Below are 16206 nucleotides of genomic sequence, written 5' to 3'. Positions count from 1 at the left end.
TTGAACCGGCAGGATTTGGTTTGCATCGATGAGTGAGAGGCCGCCCATTTCACCGAGGAGTCCGCGCGCCGCGTTGGAGCCTGAGCAGGTTCCGCCGCCGCCGAAGCGCTCTGAGCGCGCCCGCAATCCGTTCGTGATCGTCGGCAACGCCATCTTCACCCTCCTGATCATCCTGATGATCGGCGCCGGAACGACGTACTACTACGGCAAGCAGACCCTGGAATCGCCCGGGCCGCTGCAGGAAGACAAGGTCGTCAACATCCCCGCCCGCGCCGGCAAGCGCGACATCGCCGATGTGCTCCAGCGCGAAGGCGTCATCAACGTCAATCCCTGGATATTCATCGGCAGCGTGTATGCGCTGAAGGCAAGCTCCGACCTCAAGCCCGGCGAGTATTCGTTCCAGAAGAATGCGAGCCTGCGCGACGTCATCGCCACCATCGTCGAGGGCAAGGTGGTGCAGCACGCCATCACCGTTCCGGAAGGTCTGACCTCCGAGCAGATCCTGTCGCGGCTCTCCGACAACGACATCTTCACCGGCTCGGTGCGCGAAATTCCGCGTGAGGGAACGCTGTTGCCGGAGACCTACAAGTTCCCGCGCGGCACCACGCGGGACCAGGTGATCCAGCGTATGCAGCAGGCGCAAAAGCGCGTGCTCGCCGAAATCTGGGATCGCCGTAATGCCGACACGCCGCTGAAGTCGCCGGACCAGCTCGTGACGCTGGCCTCGATCGTCGAGAAGGAGACCGGCCGTGCCGACGAGCGCAGCCGCGTCGCCGCGGTCTTCGTCAACCGCATGCGGCAGAAGATGAAGCTGCAATCCGACCCGACGATCATCTATGGGCTGGTCGGCGGCAAGGGAACGCTGGGCCGCCCGATCAAGCGCAGTGAGATCACCCAGCCGTCGCCCTACAACACCTATGTGATCGACGGCCTGCCGCCCGGACCGATCGCCAATCCCGGCCGCGCTTCGCTGGAGGCGACCGCCAACCCCGCGCGCACGCGCGACCTGTTCTTCGTTGCTGACGGGACCGGCGGTCACGCCTTTACCGAAACCTACGACCAGCACGCCAAGAACGTCGCCAAGCTGCGCACGATGGAAAAGCAGATCCAGAACGACACCGTCGAGCCCGCGGATGATCAGCCGCCGGCCGCCGCCACGGCGCCCGCGTCAGCCGATACCAGTCCCACGGCGACCACGCCGGCGAAGCCCACCAATCAGAAAAAGCCCCCGCGTGGCGGTCGTCAGGGCGCTGCCCAGCAGACCAATGTGCCGCCCGTGGTGCAGCGCTAGAGCCCCGTTCCGATAGAATCGGAACGGAGCTCTAGATTCTTGTTCTGACGCGTTTTCCCAGCGCGAACCGGTACCCACTTCGCTCGAAAACGCTCTAACCTCTGATTTCCCGTGAGTGGAACGTAATTCCACTTTCACGGAATCCGTTTTAAGGTCGCTGGGGCGGCGAGCGAGTCCCGAAGGCTCCAGGCGGGCCATATCCTTCTGTTGGAGAGTTAACGCGATGGCGCTATCGAGCATGACAGGCTTTGCCCGGAGCCATGGCGCGAGCGGCCCCTATACGTTCGAGTGGGAGCTGAAGTCGGTCAACGCCAAAGGCTTTGACCTGCGGCTACGGCTGCCGCCAGGATGGGACGAGCTGGAGGCCTTGGCCAAGAAGCGCGCCGGCGAGGTGCTGTCGCGGGGCACGGTCTACGCCAATCTCAGCGTCAAGCGCGCCGGCGCGGCGCAAACCATCCGCATCAACGAGGACGTGCTGGCCGCCGTGGTTGACGTCGCCGGCCTGCTTGCGCAACGGATCGACGCGGTGGCGCCGAGCATCGATGGCCTGCTCGGCATCAAGGGCGTCATCGAAATGGTCGAACCCGAAGGCAGCGAGGAAGAGGACAAGGCGGCCCGCGACGCGGCCGCGACGGCCTTCGAAACGGCGCTCGGCGATCTCGTCGAGATGCGCAACCGCGAGGGCACAGCCCTCGGCCAAATCCTGATCCAGCGGATGGACGAGATCGAACGGCTCGCCAAGCGCGCCGAGGCCGCCCCCGGCCGCAAGCCCGAAGCGATCAAGGCGCGGCTTGCCGAACAGATCGCAACGCTGCTGGAAACCTCAGATCGCTTCGATGCCGACCGGCTCAGCCAGGAGGCAATCCTGATCGCCACCAAGGCGGATATTCGCGAGGAACTCGACCGCATCGCCTCGCATATCGCCCAGGCGCGCGACATGATCGGCAAGGGCGGCCCGGTTGGGCGGCGGCTCGACTTCCTCTCGCAGGAGTTCAATCGCGAGGTCAACACCTGCTGCTCGAAATCGAACGATATCGAGCTGACCAATACCGGCCTCGAGATGAAGAACGTGGTCGAGCAATTCCGCGAGCAGGTCCAGAATCTGGAGTGAGCGATGACGGCGCAGGGTTTTGACGGCGTTGAGCGGCGCGGACTGATGTTCGTCCTGTCGTCGCCCTCGGGCGCCGGCAAGACGACGCTGTCGCGCATGCTGATCGACCGCATGCCGGGGCTGAAGATGTCGGTGTCGGCGACCACGCGGCCAAAGCGGCCCGGCGAGGTCGACGGCCGCGACTATTTCTTCGTCGACAAGGCGAAGTTCGAGACGATGGCCAAGCAGGGCGAGCTGCTGGAATGGGCCACCGTGTTCGACAACCGCTACGGCACGCCGCGGCTGCCGGTCGAAACTGCGCTGTCAGCCGGCCAGGACGTGCTGTTCGATATCGACTGGCAGGGCACCCAGCAATTGCGCGAGAAGGCCCGCGCGGACGTGGTCAGCGTCTTCATCCTGCCGCCGTCCGCTTCCGATCTCGAAAAGCGGCTGCACACCCGTGCGCAGGATTCCGAGGAGGTCATCCGCGGGCGGATGGACCGCGCCACCCATGAGCTGAGCCACTGGGCCGAATATGACTACATCGTCGTCAACCATGATGTCGACGCCGCCTTTGCGGAAGTGCAGTCGATCCTGCAGGCCGAGCGGCTGAAGCGCGAGCGGCGCACCGGCCTTACCGAATTCGTGCGCGGCCTGCAGCGCCAGCTCGAGAAATAGCCGCCTCAGTTCGTCGCGGTGCGTGCGAGCCGCTTTAGCATTTCCGCGATCTGCCGATCGCTGTCCTCGGACGGCTCGGGATCACGCACCGGTTCCCGACGCCGGATTGGCGGTTCGGCACGGCGCGGTGGTACATCGGACAGCCGAATCGGACGCTCCCGGCGCTGAGAGATCGGCGGTGCGCGCTCGCTGCTGAGCGAATCCCACGGCGCACGCCACTCGTCGCGGATCTCATAGGGCGGTGAGCGTCTGCGCGTCTGCCGGAACACGAGCGCGCTGACCAGGCCCGCCAGCGCCAGCGCACCCACCATGACGATCAGCAGCATCTGAGTGGAGGAGGACTGCTTCTCTGCGGGAGCCTCCACCGCGACGGGCGCGGCCGGCGCCGCTTGGGGCCTCGCATCGGCTTGCGTGGCGGCAGGCGGCGGAGCGTTGGCCGCTAGCCTTGTGCCGTTCGACCCGCTCATGCTCGACGCATCGAACCAGCGCGCCGTCACCGGCGACGATGGCGCGGTCGCCTCGGGGGGCGTGGCGGCCGCGCTGGCATCGGGGGCGGGATTGCCTGCGTCGCTGACGTCGGTGGTTACTGCCGGCGCGACGGTGGCGGGCGGAGAGACGACTTCGGCATGTGCGTCGGCGACCGACTTGCGCATCGCAGGCTGCGGTTGCGCTTGTGGTGGGATGGCGTCCACTGCCGCTGCGTCGGGCGCAGTCTGTTGCTGCGCGGTTGCGGCTTTGGCGGCCTTGTTCCTGGCTTCACCGAGATACCAGCACTGCTTCTTGGTCGTGCGGTCGAGGTGGTAGAACCAGTGGCTTCCTGTCGGCGCGGTTCCCTTCGGGCCGGACAGGCAACTGTCCGCCGGCTTGATATCGGCCGTCTTGGTATCGGGCGTCTTGATATCCACCGTCTTGGCGGCGTTCTCCGCAACGGCCGTAAAATTGGCGCCGGCTAGGAGGCTCGCGACGAGCGCCGCGGTAAATTTTGCTGAACCATTTGACATACGCGTCCCCGGTAATTTCTTTACACAAGCGCTGGCGATCCCAATCTCGGTAAAGAGTTGGGTCGCAATGCGCCGCAAATCCGGAACGGGTAGGGCTTAATTGGGGCTCGCGGCGCGCCGCAATTGCGGCACGAAGGCGGCCAAGGGTTCCCGAGCTGCGGCGCTCGAAAACGCTCTAATTGCTTTCGATCACATCACTGAACAGCACGTAGCGCTCGCCGTTGAAGCGGACCAGCCGCATCTGCTTGATCGGCCGCAGGTCGGTCGGAGAGGTCCGCAGCCCAATACCCGGCAGCAGCAGCGGCAGCTCCATGTCGAGATGGGAGGCCTGCTTCATGACGTTCTCGCGCGTCAGGTCGTTGCCGCACTGCTTGAGGATCTGCACCACCGCGTAGCCGATATTGTAGCCGTAGGGCGCATAGTAGTCGCTCTTGTCCACGCGCGGATTGTACTTGTCCATCCAGATGTTCCAGGCCTTCATGGCCGGATCGTCGTTCCACTGCGGATCTGCGGGGTCTTTCTGGTACGCCGCCGAGATCACGCCCTTGGCCGCCTCAAACCCCGCCGGACGGATCGCGCCCGCGATCGAGGAGCCGACGCTGGAGAGGAACTCCTGTGGATGCCAGTCGATGTCATAGGCCTTGCGGATCGCCTGCGCGGCGAATTTCGGCACCGAGGCGATGAACAGCACATTGGCGCCGGAGGCTTTCAGCGACACGATCTGCGAATCCACCGTGGGATCGCTGGTGTTGTAGACCTGCTGCGACACGATCATCGTCGCAGCCTTGTCGCCGAGCCCGCGCTTGAGTCCCATCACATAGTCGCGGCCGAGATCGTCGTTCTGCGCGAGGATGCCGATCTTCGCGTCTGGCTGCGTCGACAGGATGTACCTGGCGTAGATCTCGCCTTCGGACGCGTAATGCGGCGTCCAGCTCATCGTCCACGGGTAGTGCTCGGGATCGTTGAAGATGGTGGCGCCCGATCCAACGAACAGATGCGGCACCTGTTTCTGGTTGATGTATTTGAGCACCGCCATGTTGGTCGATGTGCCGACCGGGTTGACAAGGAACAGCACCTCGTCGCTCTCGATCAGGCGGCGGATCTGCTCGACCGTCTTGGGCGGGCTGTAGGCGTCGTCGAGGCTGAAGAAGTTGATCTTGCGGCCGTTGACGCCACCCTGATCGTTGATCATCGCGAAATAGGCGGTGATCGAGATGGCGCCCGCTGCATAGGCCGACGCCGAGCCGCTATAGGGTGTTGTGGTCCCGATCTTGATTTGCGTGTCGGTGACGCCGGGCCCGTAATGCGTTTGCGCAAGGGCCGGCGTCGCGGCAAGGGCAAGCGCGAGCGCGGCCCATGCCGTGATCGTCGAACGTTTCCTCCTCATGCACGTCCTCCCCAGTTGTTTGGGTGAGGCCGGCGGGACGTCCACTAAAGCGCAATTGTGCTTTAGTTCTTCAACACAATACGTCCCACGACTTTACCGGCCCGCAACTCATCGATCCATGTCTGGACATAGGCCATCGGCTCTTCCTTCATCGGCGTCGGCTTGATCTTGCCGGCACGGGCGAGCGCCATCAACTCCTGGCCCTCGGCCAGCGTCCCCACCATGAAGCCTTCGATGGTCATGCGCTTGTAGACCCATTGCACCATCGGCAGGCTGAAATTGCCGCCCATGAGGCCGGACACCACGATCTTGCCGCCACGCGCCACCGTCGACACCGCGAACGCCATCGACTTCTCGTTGCCCGCGAAGTCGACGACGCCGTCAAAGCCGCCATCGCTTTCTTTCAGCATGCGCTTGATCACGTCCGGCTCCGCCGGATCGTAGGCGACTGCCGCGCCGTTCTTCAGCGCGGTCTCGCGCGCGGCGGGGCTGAGATCCGCCACCGCGATATTCTGCTTGAACATCGCCTGCGCGAACGACAGGCCCATCATGCCGACGCCGCCGAGGCCGATCAGCAGCAGGTTGCGCTGGCGTGGACGATCCACCAGCCGCTTCAACGCGCCGTAGGCGGTGACGCCCGAGCACATCAACGTCGCGGCCTGGTTGACCGGCAAGGAATCGTAGTCGAGCAGGTATTTTGCGTCGGGCACCAGCACGTGGGTCGCAAAGCCGCCGTCGATGGAGACACCGAGGAAGCGCTGCTTGGCGCAAAGATTCTCGTCGCCGTTGAGACAGTCGCGGCATTGACCGCAGCCGATCCAGGGAAACACGGCCTTCTTGGTTCCGATCAGATCCTTCGGCACGTCGGGGCCGACGTCGTCGACGACGCCGGCGATCTCATGGCCGAGCGTGAAGGGCAGGGCCATGCCGCGGGTGGTGTCGAGTTTCTTGCCGCCGCCGAGATCGGCGTAACCGTCCTGGATGTGGAGATCGGAATGACAGAGACCGCAGCGCTCGATGCGGACCAGGACTTCGCGTCCCTGCGGCTTCGGCGTGTCGATGATGGTTTCGCACAATGGCGCATCGAACTTGACGAGGGATTGGCGAACCATGCGCGCCATTACGTTTTCTCCTGATGGTCTATTTTATGGATCGTATATCGGCCAATTCCCGTGCCATGGCAACAAAGCCTGCAACTGGAACGGTTTCAGCGCGCCGCGTGGCGTCGACATGGGCGGCGGCCGCGAGCCGCTCGGGATCGACGGACAGCGATTTCAGGCTCTGGCGCAGCATCTTGCGGCGCTGCCCGAAGGCGGCGGCCGCCACCTGCTCGAGCATGCGACGGTTGCACGGCTCGGGCGCTGCGCGCGGTATCAATCGTACCACCGAGGACGTGACCTTCGGCTGCGGCACGAACGCCGCCGGCGAGATGTCGAACAGGATCTTGGTCTCGGCGCGCCAGTTGGCGAGCACCGCAAGCCGGCCATAGGCCTCGTCGTCCTCATGGGCGACGATGCGCTCGGCGACCTCGCGTTGAAACATCAGCACCATCGTGTCGTACCAGGGTGGCCAGGGTTCGATCGACAGCCAGTCGACCAGCAGGTGGGTCGCGATGTTGTAGGGCAGGTTGGCGACGATCTTGGCCTTGCCGCCATCAAGGTAGGGACGCGGATCAAAGCGCTGCGCGTCGCCATGCACGATCTCGATGCGGCCGGGATAGCGCTTGACGACATAGTCGAGCGCGGCAGTCGCGCGTTCATCGCGCTCGATTGCGATGACACGCTTGGCGCCGAGCGCGAGCAGCGCGCGGGTCAATCCGCCCGGGCCGGGCCCGATCTCGATCACCGTGGAGTCCTCGAGCGGGCCGGCGGCGCGCGCGATCCGTGCGGTGAGATTGAGATCGAGCAGAAAATTCTGGCCGAGCGACTTGCGCGCCGACAGTGAATGATCGCGAATGATGTCGCGCAGCGGCGGCAGGTCGTCGATCGCGCTCATCTAATGCATGATCCGGAAAAGTGGATACCGGTTTTCGTTCGCGACAAACGCGGAACGCGTTTGCGCGGAGATCATGCTCAAACAAAAGGATGAAGTCATGATGCGATTCCTTCTAATCGCATCATGGTTGTGCCGCGGCCATCCGGGCGGCGAGCCGCAGCGCGGCGATCAGGCTCGACGGATTGGCCTTGCCGGTGCCGGCGATGTCGAACGCAGTGCCGTGATCGGGCGAGGTCCGAATGAACGGCAGTCCCAGCGTGACATTGACCGCGTCCTCGAATGCGACGGTCTTGATCGGGATCAGCGCCTGATCGTGATACATGCAGATCGCGCAGTCATAGGTCTTGCGCGCGGCTTCGTGGAACATGGTGTCGGCCGGCAGCGGGCCTCTGGCGGCAATCCCTTCACTGCGCAGGATCTCGACTGCCGGTGCGACGATCTCGACGTCTTCCAATCCAAGCGTGCCGTCTTCGCCGGCATGCGGGTTGAGGCCCGATACGGCAAGGCGCGGCGCCGCGAGGCCGAACCGCGCTTTCATGTCCGAGACCACGATGCGCGCCGTCGACACGATCAGGTCGGTCGACAGTTGCGCCAGCGCCTCGCGGATCGAAAGGTGTATCGTCACCGGGACGACGGCGAGCTTCGGCGACCACAACATCATGACCGGCTGCGGCACGCGTGCGCCGTTGGCGGCGAGTTCGGCCAGGAATTCGGTGTGGCCGGGATGGCGGAAGCCGGCGCGATAGAGCACGCTCTTGGCGATCGGATTGGTGACGACGGCGCTGGCCTTGCCCGACCTGACATCGGCGACCGCCTGACGGATCGAGGCCATCGCTGCAATGGCACTCGTCTCGTCGGGGACGCCCGGTCGCGCCGTTGCCGGCTGGCCGGTCGCAACGACCGGCAGGGCGCGTGCAAATGTTGTAGTCGCCTCCTCGGCGCTGACGTCGGCAAGCTCGATGGCGATCCCGAGCGCCTTGGCGCGTTCGGCAAGGGATGCGCGATCGCCGAGCAGATAGAACGGCGGGAGATCGAGTTCGCGGCGCCGCAGCCATGTGGCGAGAGTGATGTCGGGTCCGATGCCCGCGGGCTCGCCGGATGTCAGCGCGAGGGGTTTTGCCATGCGTCAATGATAGTCGATTATTTTGCGCCCGGGTATTCGATCATCGCGGCCCTGCGGATTTCCTGCAGGTAGGACTTCGCCTTCGCCTCGTACTTCTCCGCGTACATCTTCTCCCTGATCTCGCGCTTCTTCGGCGTGTCCACGGTGGTTTCCTTCCTTCCGCAGAGTGCGACCATTTCGATTCCCTGCTTGGTGACTTCGGGAGTGGTCAGATGACCGATCGGGGTCTTGTCCAGCATGTCGCGGAGCGGTGGGGGCAGGTCGGCCGAGGTCTTCACGACGATTTCGCGGATCGCCGCGTTGCGCATCGACTTGAAGTAGGAGTTGGCTTCTTCACAGCTCGTGACGCGTTCGCGCAGGGTGTCCGCTTCCTTGCGCCGTGTTTCAAAGTCGGATTGCGGCGCGCCGCGCGGCACGATCAGGACGATCGGCTGCATCCGGTATTCGAAGGCGTTGGTTTCGGTCGTCTCGCCGGTCTGCTGCGCCGCGGCAGCAACGTCCTTTTCGCCGACCTGCAGGCTCTCCTTGAAGCGCCCGCGCACCAGCGCGGTCCAGACCATATCGGCCTTGATACGTTGCTTCAAAGTGTCCGGCCGGATGCCCTTGCCTTCCAGCACCTTGGTGAGCTGATCGCCGTTGAGCCGCATCCGCTGCGCCATCCCGCCATAGGACTGCTCGATGTCGCTGGCCCCGGGATCGACACCGTATTTCTTGGCTTCCTTGATCTTCACCTTCTCGTCGATCAGGTCGTTGAGAATGGCTTGTCGATCCGGGTTCTTGGCGCCCGTCAGGGTGTTCAGCTTGATGCGCTGCTCGATGTCGAGATTGGTGATCGGCTCGCCGTTGACCATGACGGCAATGCTCTGGGCGTGCAGTCGTGCGCCACCGCCCAACAGGAGAGCCAGGGCCAGCAGGGATCTCAGGAGGAGCGAATAGCGGCGAGTTGGCAGGCTAGCGATCGTCATTGTCATATCAGCCGTTTAAACCCATTCAAGCTAGAGCCGCGACGCGCGGCGCTCCAAGGCTGGTTCCACATTACTGGATGCCGGCCGAGCTGCTCGTAGTCGAGGATTGCGCGATGGTCCGCAGGCCGATCTGGAACATGAAGGCGTGGCTGAGGACGGGTGGCGTGGTGCCCGCCTGGTATGTATAGGACGTGACATAGTTGGCGGCCAGCACGAAACAATCGTCCACGTAACCTGCGCCAACGACATACTGGTTGATCTTGTTCGCTTCAAGGTCCCAGCGCGCCGCACCCTGGAGCACCCAGTTCGTCGCCACCTTGACCGATCCGCTGGCAAGAATGCCTTCGCGGCGCGTCAGATATCCAAGTTCAGGCTGCGGCGCATAGTTGCCGTACATCAGGCTGACCGACCAGCGGTCGAAGTTGGCGGTCCCCTGGGCCTCGAACCGGTTGATGTTCCACGTCGCCTCGTCCATGCGCGAGCGCACGCTGAACGTATAGGTCCTGTTGGGCGAATAGGCGACGCTTGCGACATAGTCCGATCGCGCATTCTGCAAGCCGGAGTCGACGCCGGTGTTGGTGACGTCGGTGACCGCGAACGAGTTCAGCCCGAACAGCTGGTAGGACTGTCCGAACATCGTCTTGACGCTGCCGCCGCGATCGAACTGGGTGGTGGCCTGCACGCCGACATTGGCGCGGCTGCCGCCCTCGACGCGGTCGTAGCCGGAGAACTTGTCGATCGAGAACAGGTTGCTGGTATCGAACACCAGGCTTTGCGCGTCCTCGTTCGGAAGCTTGCCGGCGTTGGGCTCGTTGGGCCGGATGATGACCTGCGCGATCGGCTCGATGGTGGTCGTACCCCAAGGCTGCACGTTGATGAAGGGGTAGCGATATTCGAAGCCGACGGTCGGCATCAGGCGAACCGTCTGGGTGTCGCCGACCGGGAGGAAGTTGGACACGCCCGGCTGGTTCGAGATGTCGGCGTTGATCGCGTCGCCGCGAATGCTGACGAACGGCGTCCAGATCTCGCCGAACGGGTCGGTGTACGACTTGCGCCACTGCGCCTCGGCCGTCAGGCGGGTGTAGGTGCCCGGCATCCCGCGCAACAGACACTGCGACGGCAGCCGCGCCATCGGATCGGCGGACGCGGACGTGCACAGGCTGTTGGTGTTGGCGACCGTCGTGATCGGATCGAACACCGCGGTGTCGCGGGTCAGGCTGGTGAAGTTCATCTTGTAGCTGAACTCGCCACCCAGGATCGGGCTGTTGATCACGTTGTTGTAGTCGATGACCGGAGCGATGACCGGAACCTGGCTCTGGTTGCCAGAGAAGCTGAGGTAATAGATCGCACGAGCGTCGAAGAAGCTGCGGTTGCCGACGCCGGTCAGATAGAGCTGCGAGATCGCTTCCGTCGGCAGCGTTATGAACGATCCGAACGGATCCTTGTACGCGGCCAGCCGGTAGTCGGACATGAAGTAGTAATCGGACAGCGCGACACCGTCCCAGCCCCAGACCCACTTGTCGTTCAGCGCGAACTGACCCTTGGTCTCGACGCCGCCGCGGAACTGGCGATCGCCGGGCTGGCCGGCGAAGGCGCCGGGGTCGGTCTGGTCGATGCCGTAGAGGCGGACCTGATAGGAGCCGTTAGACAGGCGCTGGCGGAATTCACCCTGCAGCAGGACGCCCTGCTTTGAGGTGAAGCGGGGATTGAATGTCGCGTCGAAGTCGGGCGCGAGCGCGAAGTAATAGGGGATTTCGACGCCGTAGCCATAGGCCGAGTACGAGGTGACACCCGGCATCAGGAAGCCGCTCTTGCGCTTCACGGTCGGGTCGGGCGTCGAGAAGTAGGGCAGATAGGCCATCGGAACGCCGAAGAACTCGATCTGGGCGTTCTCGAAATAGAGCATCTTCTCGGCTTGGTCATGGATGATGCGCGCGCCCTTGACCTGCCAAAGCGGGGGCTTCTTCGGATCGTCCTTACACGGCGCGCAGGCGGTATAAACGCCGTTGTCGAACACCGTGTAATTGCCGCTGGAGCGATCGGCGCGGGTCGCCGCCATGCGCGTCTGGTCTTCGGTGTCGACGCGCAGCGAATCGACGAAACCATCGCGGTAGTCGTCGCTCAGATCCATGATGTTGGCGTAGGTGATCTTGCCTTCCGCATCGGTCATGCGGATGTTGCCCTCGGCATGAAGGCGCTTGGTCTTCTGGTCGTAGATGACCTTGTCGGCCTCGACGCTGGTGCCGTTGTAGAACATCTGAACGTTGCCGACCGCCGAGATGCGCTGATTGTTGTAGTCGTAATCGACCTCGGTGGCCTGAACGAGCATCTGCCCGTCATTCTTGGCCGGTGGGTGCGACGGCTTCGGCGGACGCGGATTGTAGGTGAAGCTCTGCGCGGCAGCAGGCGTCGGCGCGGCAACACCGAGTGTACCAACGACGATGAACGCAACGAGGAGCGAGGCGCCGAGCGCGGCCACGCGGCTGCGATGACGGCGCAGCACACTGCGCCACCCGAACACAGGCGACCTCAACTGGCGGGCGGCGACGTCGGCCACTACCCGTCCTCCTGATACAGCAAGGCCAAGAATCCGGTGAGGCCGCCCACAACGACAGGCAACCACGCCGCAGCGATGGGGTGCATCAACTCAGCCTTGCTCAAATCTTCAGTTACTTTCGACAGGACGTAGAGCAGAAAGCCTGCACCCACGCCACTCAAAACCATCTTCTGCACGCCGCCCATCCGGAAGAAGCGGAGGCTCACAGAAGCCGCCAACATCACCATCGCAGCCAGCAAAAATGGCTGCGCGATGAGCTTGTGATACTGCAAACGATAGCCGGCGGTCGCGAACCCTGAACTCTCCGACGAACGGATGTAGTTCGGTAGTTGCCAAAAGGACACAGTTTCGGGGGTCGAAAAACTGTTGCGAACCTGAGCCGGGGTGAGGGTGGTGGTCAGGTAGAAAGTGTCCTGGTCAACCGGGGGCTTGTCGAGGGTGTATCGGCGTACTCCCGTGAACATCCAGCGCCCGTCTTCGAGGGTCGCCTCACGCGCCTCGATTCGCTCCTTGAACTGCAGCGCCGTGTCGAATCGGAAGATGGTCAGGCCGGTCAGCCGCACGCCCTGCTGCTCGCTGCGGGCTGCGTTGATGATCGCCTGACCTTCGTCGTTGATCTGGTTCAGCCAAAAGCCCGACGCGTCCTGGACGCCGCCGCCCGGCGCCGAGCCGAACAACTCGGCTTCCATCCGTTTGGAGAGCTCGCGCAGATTCGCGGAAATCGGATTGTAGGCGGTGGTCGCGACGACGCCGAGCGCGATCGCACTGACGAGGGCGGGCGAGATGAATTGCCAGGCCGAGACGCCGGCGGCGCGCGCCACGACGAGCTCCAGCTTGCGCGATAAACCAAGATAGCAGGTCATGGCGCCGATCAGCACGCAAAACGGCATCAGCTTCTCAAGCAGCTGCGGCACGCGGAACAGCGAGGTCTCCGCGATAGTGATCGCAGAGGCGTCGACGAGTCCCGACGTTTTGCGCACCATCTCGATGTAGTCGACCAGCACCAGCAGCACGAAGATGCCCGCGAACACACCTACCGCCGAGACCACGAAGCGGCCGGCGAAGTAGCGCCCGAGCGTATTTGTGACCATGCTCATGCGGTCACCGGTCGTCGGAAGAAGCGCGCAATGCGCTCGTTATTCCTGTTGATCTGCTCCATCAGCGCGGCCGGCGGCTCGACGACCACGCCGCCGACAATCATCCAGATACCGATGCCAATGCCGCTGAACAGCATCAGATACTGGATCAGCGCGGCCAATGGCGACTTCACGGTGATGACCGAGCAGGCGAAGCCCACCATGCGCAGGCCGAACACGGCGAATACCGAGCCGCCGATCGAGAAATTGCGGCTCTGGCGGGTGGTCCGGGGTGCGCCCAGGAACGCGAAGGTGAGGGCTGCGAACGCGAATGGATAGATCGGCGCCATGAAGCGGTCATGCAGCTCGGCGCGGAACTGACCGGATAATTGCTGATAGATCGGATCGTCTTCGCTGGGCCACAGCAATTCCCACATATAGCGCTCGCGGATGCCGAGTGTGACGTCGCGGCCCTGAGAGAATTTCGACATGTCGAAGGCGTAGCGCTGGAACACCACCAGCGCAGGATCGCGCTTGCCGACCTCGAATCGCTCGAGATTGCCGTCCTCGAGCACGAGATACGAGCCGTTCTCGTTCTTCAGCACGGTGCCGTGGTCGGCAACGATGGTGACACGCTCCTGCGGATCGCGGCGATCGTCGACGAAGATGCCGCCGAGCACGCCACCCGGCAGACGCTCGCGGATCCGAATCGTGAGATTCTGATCGAGCTGGGCGAAGCGGCCGGGTTGCAGGATGTTGGTCAGCACGTCGGCGGTGATCTCGGCGTCCCACTGCTTGATTCGCCGCATGCCGTCGGGCGCGAGGTAGGCGCCGATGAAGGCGACCATCGCCGCCACCACGCAGGTGGCGAAGAGGAACGGCCGGAACAGCCGGAACGGCGAGAACCCCGCCGCGTTCATCACGATGATTTCGGAATCGGTCGCGAGCTTGTTCAGCGTGTGCGAGATCGCGATCATCAGCGCGATCGGCGCGATGATCAGGACCAGTGCCGGAATCACGAGGCTGGTGATCCCCAGGAAGGTGAGAATGGTCTGACCCTGGCTCGTCATCAGGTCGATGCCGCGCAACGCCTGCGTAATCCAGATCACGCCGGTGAGGCTGACCAGAACAAGCGCAAACGACGCCAGCGTCGTCTTGAAGATGTACTTGTCGATCGACCCCATTACACCCGCACGACCCCCTCGCGCCCCCAAACGCACGGATTTCGACCAACCCCGACAGACGGGTTCCCCTATGGTCGAGCCGCAGATCAGTCCGGCTTCACTTTCACACTACCATCCCTTTGATCCGTCAACAAAATGGCCGAGCCAAGGCATCCTTTACGTATGGTTAATTATTCCTCCTTGTGGCCTTCCCGCCACGCTGGCGCTTGGCAGCGGCGCGGCAGGCGGGCCATAGTGCGGCCGAGCCCGGTCCGGATCGCTTTCTGACCGCCATTCGCAACACGCATCCCGAGTGCCGCCGGACCGTCCGAGGTCCGGGCAACACCCTGAATTCTGGAGGATTTGCCCATGTCCGACACCGTCAAGGTCGGCTTTGTCCCACTGTCCGCGCCCGTTCGCGGCATTCTGGTCGTGTTTTGCGACGAGCAATTGAAGCTCGGGACGGCGACCCGGAAGGCACTGGGGACTGCCTCCGAGACGATCAAGCGGGCCGCGGCCGCCAATCAGTTCAAGGGCAAAAGCGGCGCCGCGCTGGACATCCTGGCGCCGGACGGAATCAAGGCCGACCGCCTCATCGTGATCGGCGCCGGCAAGCCGTCCGATCTCAAGGAGAAGGATTTTCTCAAATTCGGCGGCGTGACATCAGGCAAGCTCAACGCCGGCAGCCATGCCATGACCATCATCGCCGAATTGCCCGATGCGCCGATGACAGCGGACCAGGCGGCCGCGATCGCGGCCGGTGTCCGGCTGCGCGCCTACAAGTTCGACCGTTACAAGACCAGGAAAAAGGACGGCGAGAACGGCGTCGTACGGGCCGATGTCTCGGTCGCCGTGGCTGATGCCGCGGCTGCGAAAAAGGCCTTTGCGCCCGATGCGCATATCGTCGATGGCGTCAATCTGGCGCGTGAACTCGTCAACGAGCCGCCGAACGTGCTCTATCCCGAGGAGTTCGCACGTCGCGCCAGCCAGCTCCGCAAGCTCGGCGTCAATGTCGAGGTGCTCGACGTCAAGGCGATGACCAAGCTCGGCATGGGCGCGCTGCTCGGCGTCGCGCAAGGATCGGTCCGACCCGGCCGCACCGTGATCATGCGCTGGAACGGCGGCAAGAAGGGCGAGACGCCGGTCGCATTCGTCGGCAAGGGCGTCTGCTTCGACACCGGCGGCATCTCCATCAAGTCGGCGGGCGGCATGGAGGATATGAAGGGTGACATGGGCGGCGCGGCCTGCGTGGTCGGGCTGATGCATGCGCTCGCGGCGCGCAAGGCGCGCGTCAACGTCGTCGGCGCCATCGGCCTCGTCGAGAACATGCCCGACGGCAACGCGCAGCGTCCCGGCGACATCGTCACCTCGATGTCCGGCCAGACCATCGAGATCATCAACACCGACGCCGAAGGACGCCTGGTGCTCGCCGACGTGCTCTGGTACGTCGCCAAGAAGTTCAAGCCGAAATTTATGGTCGATCTCGCAACCCTGACCGGCGCAATCATGGTTGCACTCGGCACCGATCACGCCGGGCTGTTCTCCAACAATGACGAGCTCTCCGAGCGCCTCGCCAAGGTGGGACTGGAGACCGGTGAGAAAGTCTGGCGCATGCCGCTCGGTCCCGAATACGACAAGCAGATCGACTCGCAATTCGCCGACATGAAGAACACCGGCACGCGCAACGGCGGCTCGATCACTGCGGCTCAGTTCCTGCAGCGCTTCGTTGACGGCACGCCGTGGGCCCATCTCGACATCGCGGGCACCGCGATGGGGGCGCCGAAAACCGAGATCAACCAGAGCTGGGGTTCCGGTTATGGCGTCCGCCTGCTCGAACGCCTCGTCTCGGAGTATTATGAATCGAAGAAGTGAGGCGGCTG

General features: G+C 63.7%; 13 protein-coding genes. 4 read left to right on the top strand and 9 right to left on the bottom strand.

Annotated features, from left to right (window positions below):
* Positions 1–28 precede the first annotated feature (28 nt).
* From mltG to gmk, 3 genes are all read left to right on the top strand, one after another.
* Entirely contained in the window at positions 29–1291 is a 1263-nt protein-coding gene (mltG, locus tag UP09_RS02500) for an endolytic transglycosylase MltG (protein ID WP_044536448.1), read from the top strand.
* 223 nt (positions 1292–1514) lie between these two features.
* A complete protein-coding gene (locus UP09_RS02495; RefSeq protein WP_044536447.1) occupies positions 1515–2402 on the top strand; it encodes a YicC/YloC family endoribonuclease in 888 nt (295 codons plus the stop codon).
* Between the two features lie 3 nt (positions 2403–2405).
* Positions 2406–3059, top strand: coding sequence for a guanylate kinase (gene gmk / locus UP09_RS02490; RefSeq protein WP_044536446.1), 654 nt, complete (start codon positions 2406–2408; stop codon positions 3057–3059).
* A 5-nt stretch (positions 3060–3064) separates the two neighbouring features.
* Here the strand turns inward: gmk and UP09_RS02485 are convergent, their stop codons facing one another.
* The 9 genes from UP09_RS02485 to lptF form a co-directional block, all read right to left on the bottom strand.
* Positions 3065–4138, bottom strand: a complete 1074-nt coding sequence (locus tag UP09_RS02485) for a hypothetical protein (RefSeq protein WP_156164406.1) — start codon at positions 4136–4138, stop codon at positions 3065–3067.
* Between the two features lie 97 nt (positions 4139–4235).
* Positions 4236–5447, bottom strand: coding sequence for an ABC transporter substrate-binding protein (locus tag UP09_RS02480; protein WP_044536445.1), 1212 nt, complete (start codon positions 5445–5447; stop codon positions 4236–4238).
* Positions 5448–5509: 62 nt separating this feature from the next.
* Positions 5510–6568: an alcohol dehydrogenase gene (locus UP09_RS02475; protein WP_044536444.1), complete on the bottom strand. Its 1059-nt coding sequence runs from the start codon at positions 6566–6568 to the stop codon at positions 5510–5512.
* Positions 6569–6587: 19 nt separating this feature from the next.
* Entirely contained in the window at positions 6588–7442 is an 855-nt protein-coding gene (rsmA, locus tag UP09_RS02470; protein ID WP_044536443.1) for a 16S rRNA (adenine(1518)-N(6)/adenine(1519)-N(6))-dimethyltransferase RsmA, read from the bottom strand.
* 121 nt (positions 7443–7563) lie between these two features.
* Positions 7564–8565, bottom strand: coding sequence for a 4-hydroxythreonine-4-phosphate dehydrogenase PdxA (gene pdxA, locus UP09_RS02465; protein ID WP_044536442.1), 1002 nt, complete (start codon positions 8563–8565; stop codon positions 7564–7566).
* A 17-nt stretch (positions 8566–8582) separates the two neighbouring features.
* Positions 8583–9530: a peptidylprolyl isomerase family protein gene (locus UP09_RS02460; RefSeq protein WP_044536817.1), complete on the bottom strand. Its 948-nt coding sequence runs from the start codon at positions 9528–9530 to the stop codon at positions 8583–8585.
* Between the two features lie 70 nt (positions 9531–9600).
* Positions 9601–12087 (bottom strand): LPS-assembly protein LptD, encoded by a 2487-nt coding sequence (locus tag UP09_RS02455; protein WP_502689025.1) that lies wholly within the window; start codon positions 12085–12087, stop codon positions 9601–9603.
* Positions 12087–13184: an LPS export ABC transporter permease LptG gene (lptG, locus tag UP09_RS02450; protein ID WP_044536441.1), complete on the bottom strand. Its 1098-nt coding sequence runs from the start codon at positions 13182–13184 to the stop codon at positions 12087–12089. Before lptG ends, UP09_RS02455 begins: the two co-directional genes overlap by 1 nt.
* On the bottom strand, positions 13181–14347 hold the full coding sequence (gene lptF / locus UP09_RS02445; protein WP_044536440.1) for an LPS export ABC transporter permease LptF: 1167 nt from the start codon (positions 14345–14347) through the stop codon (positions 13181–13183). Before lptF ends, lptG begins: the two co-directional genes overlap by 4 nt.
* A gap of 348 nt (positions 14348–14695) precedes the next feature.
* Between lptF and UP09_RS02440 the strand changes: the two genes are divergently transcribed.
* Positions 14696–16198: a leucyl aminopeptidase gene (locus tag UP09_RS02440; protein ID WP_044536439.1), complete on the top strand. Its 1503-nt coding sequence runs from the start codon at positions 14696–14698 to the stop codon at positions 16196–16198.
* Positions 16199–16206: the final 8 nt, after the last annotated feature.

This window comes from Bradyrhizobium sp. LTSP885, assembly GCF_000938305.1.
Classification (GTDB): Bacteria; Pseudomonadota; Alphaproteobacteria; order Rhizobiales; family Xanthobacteraceae; genus Bradyrhizobium.
This window is presented reverse-complemented; position numbering and strand designations above follow the sequence as displayed.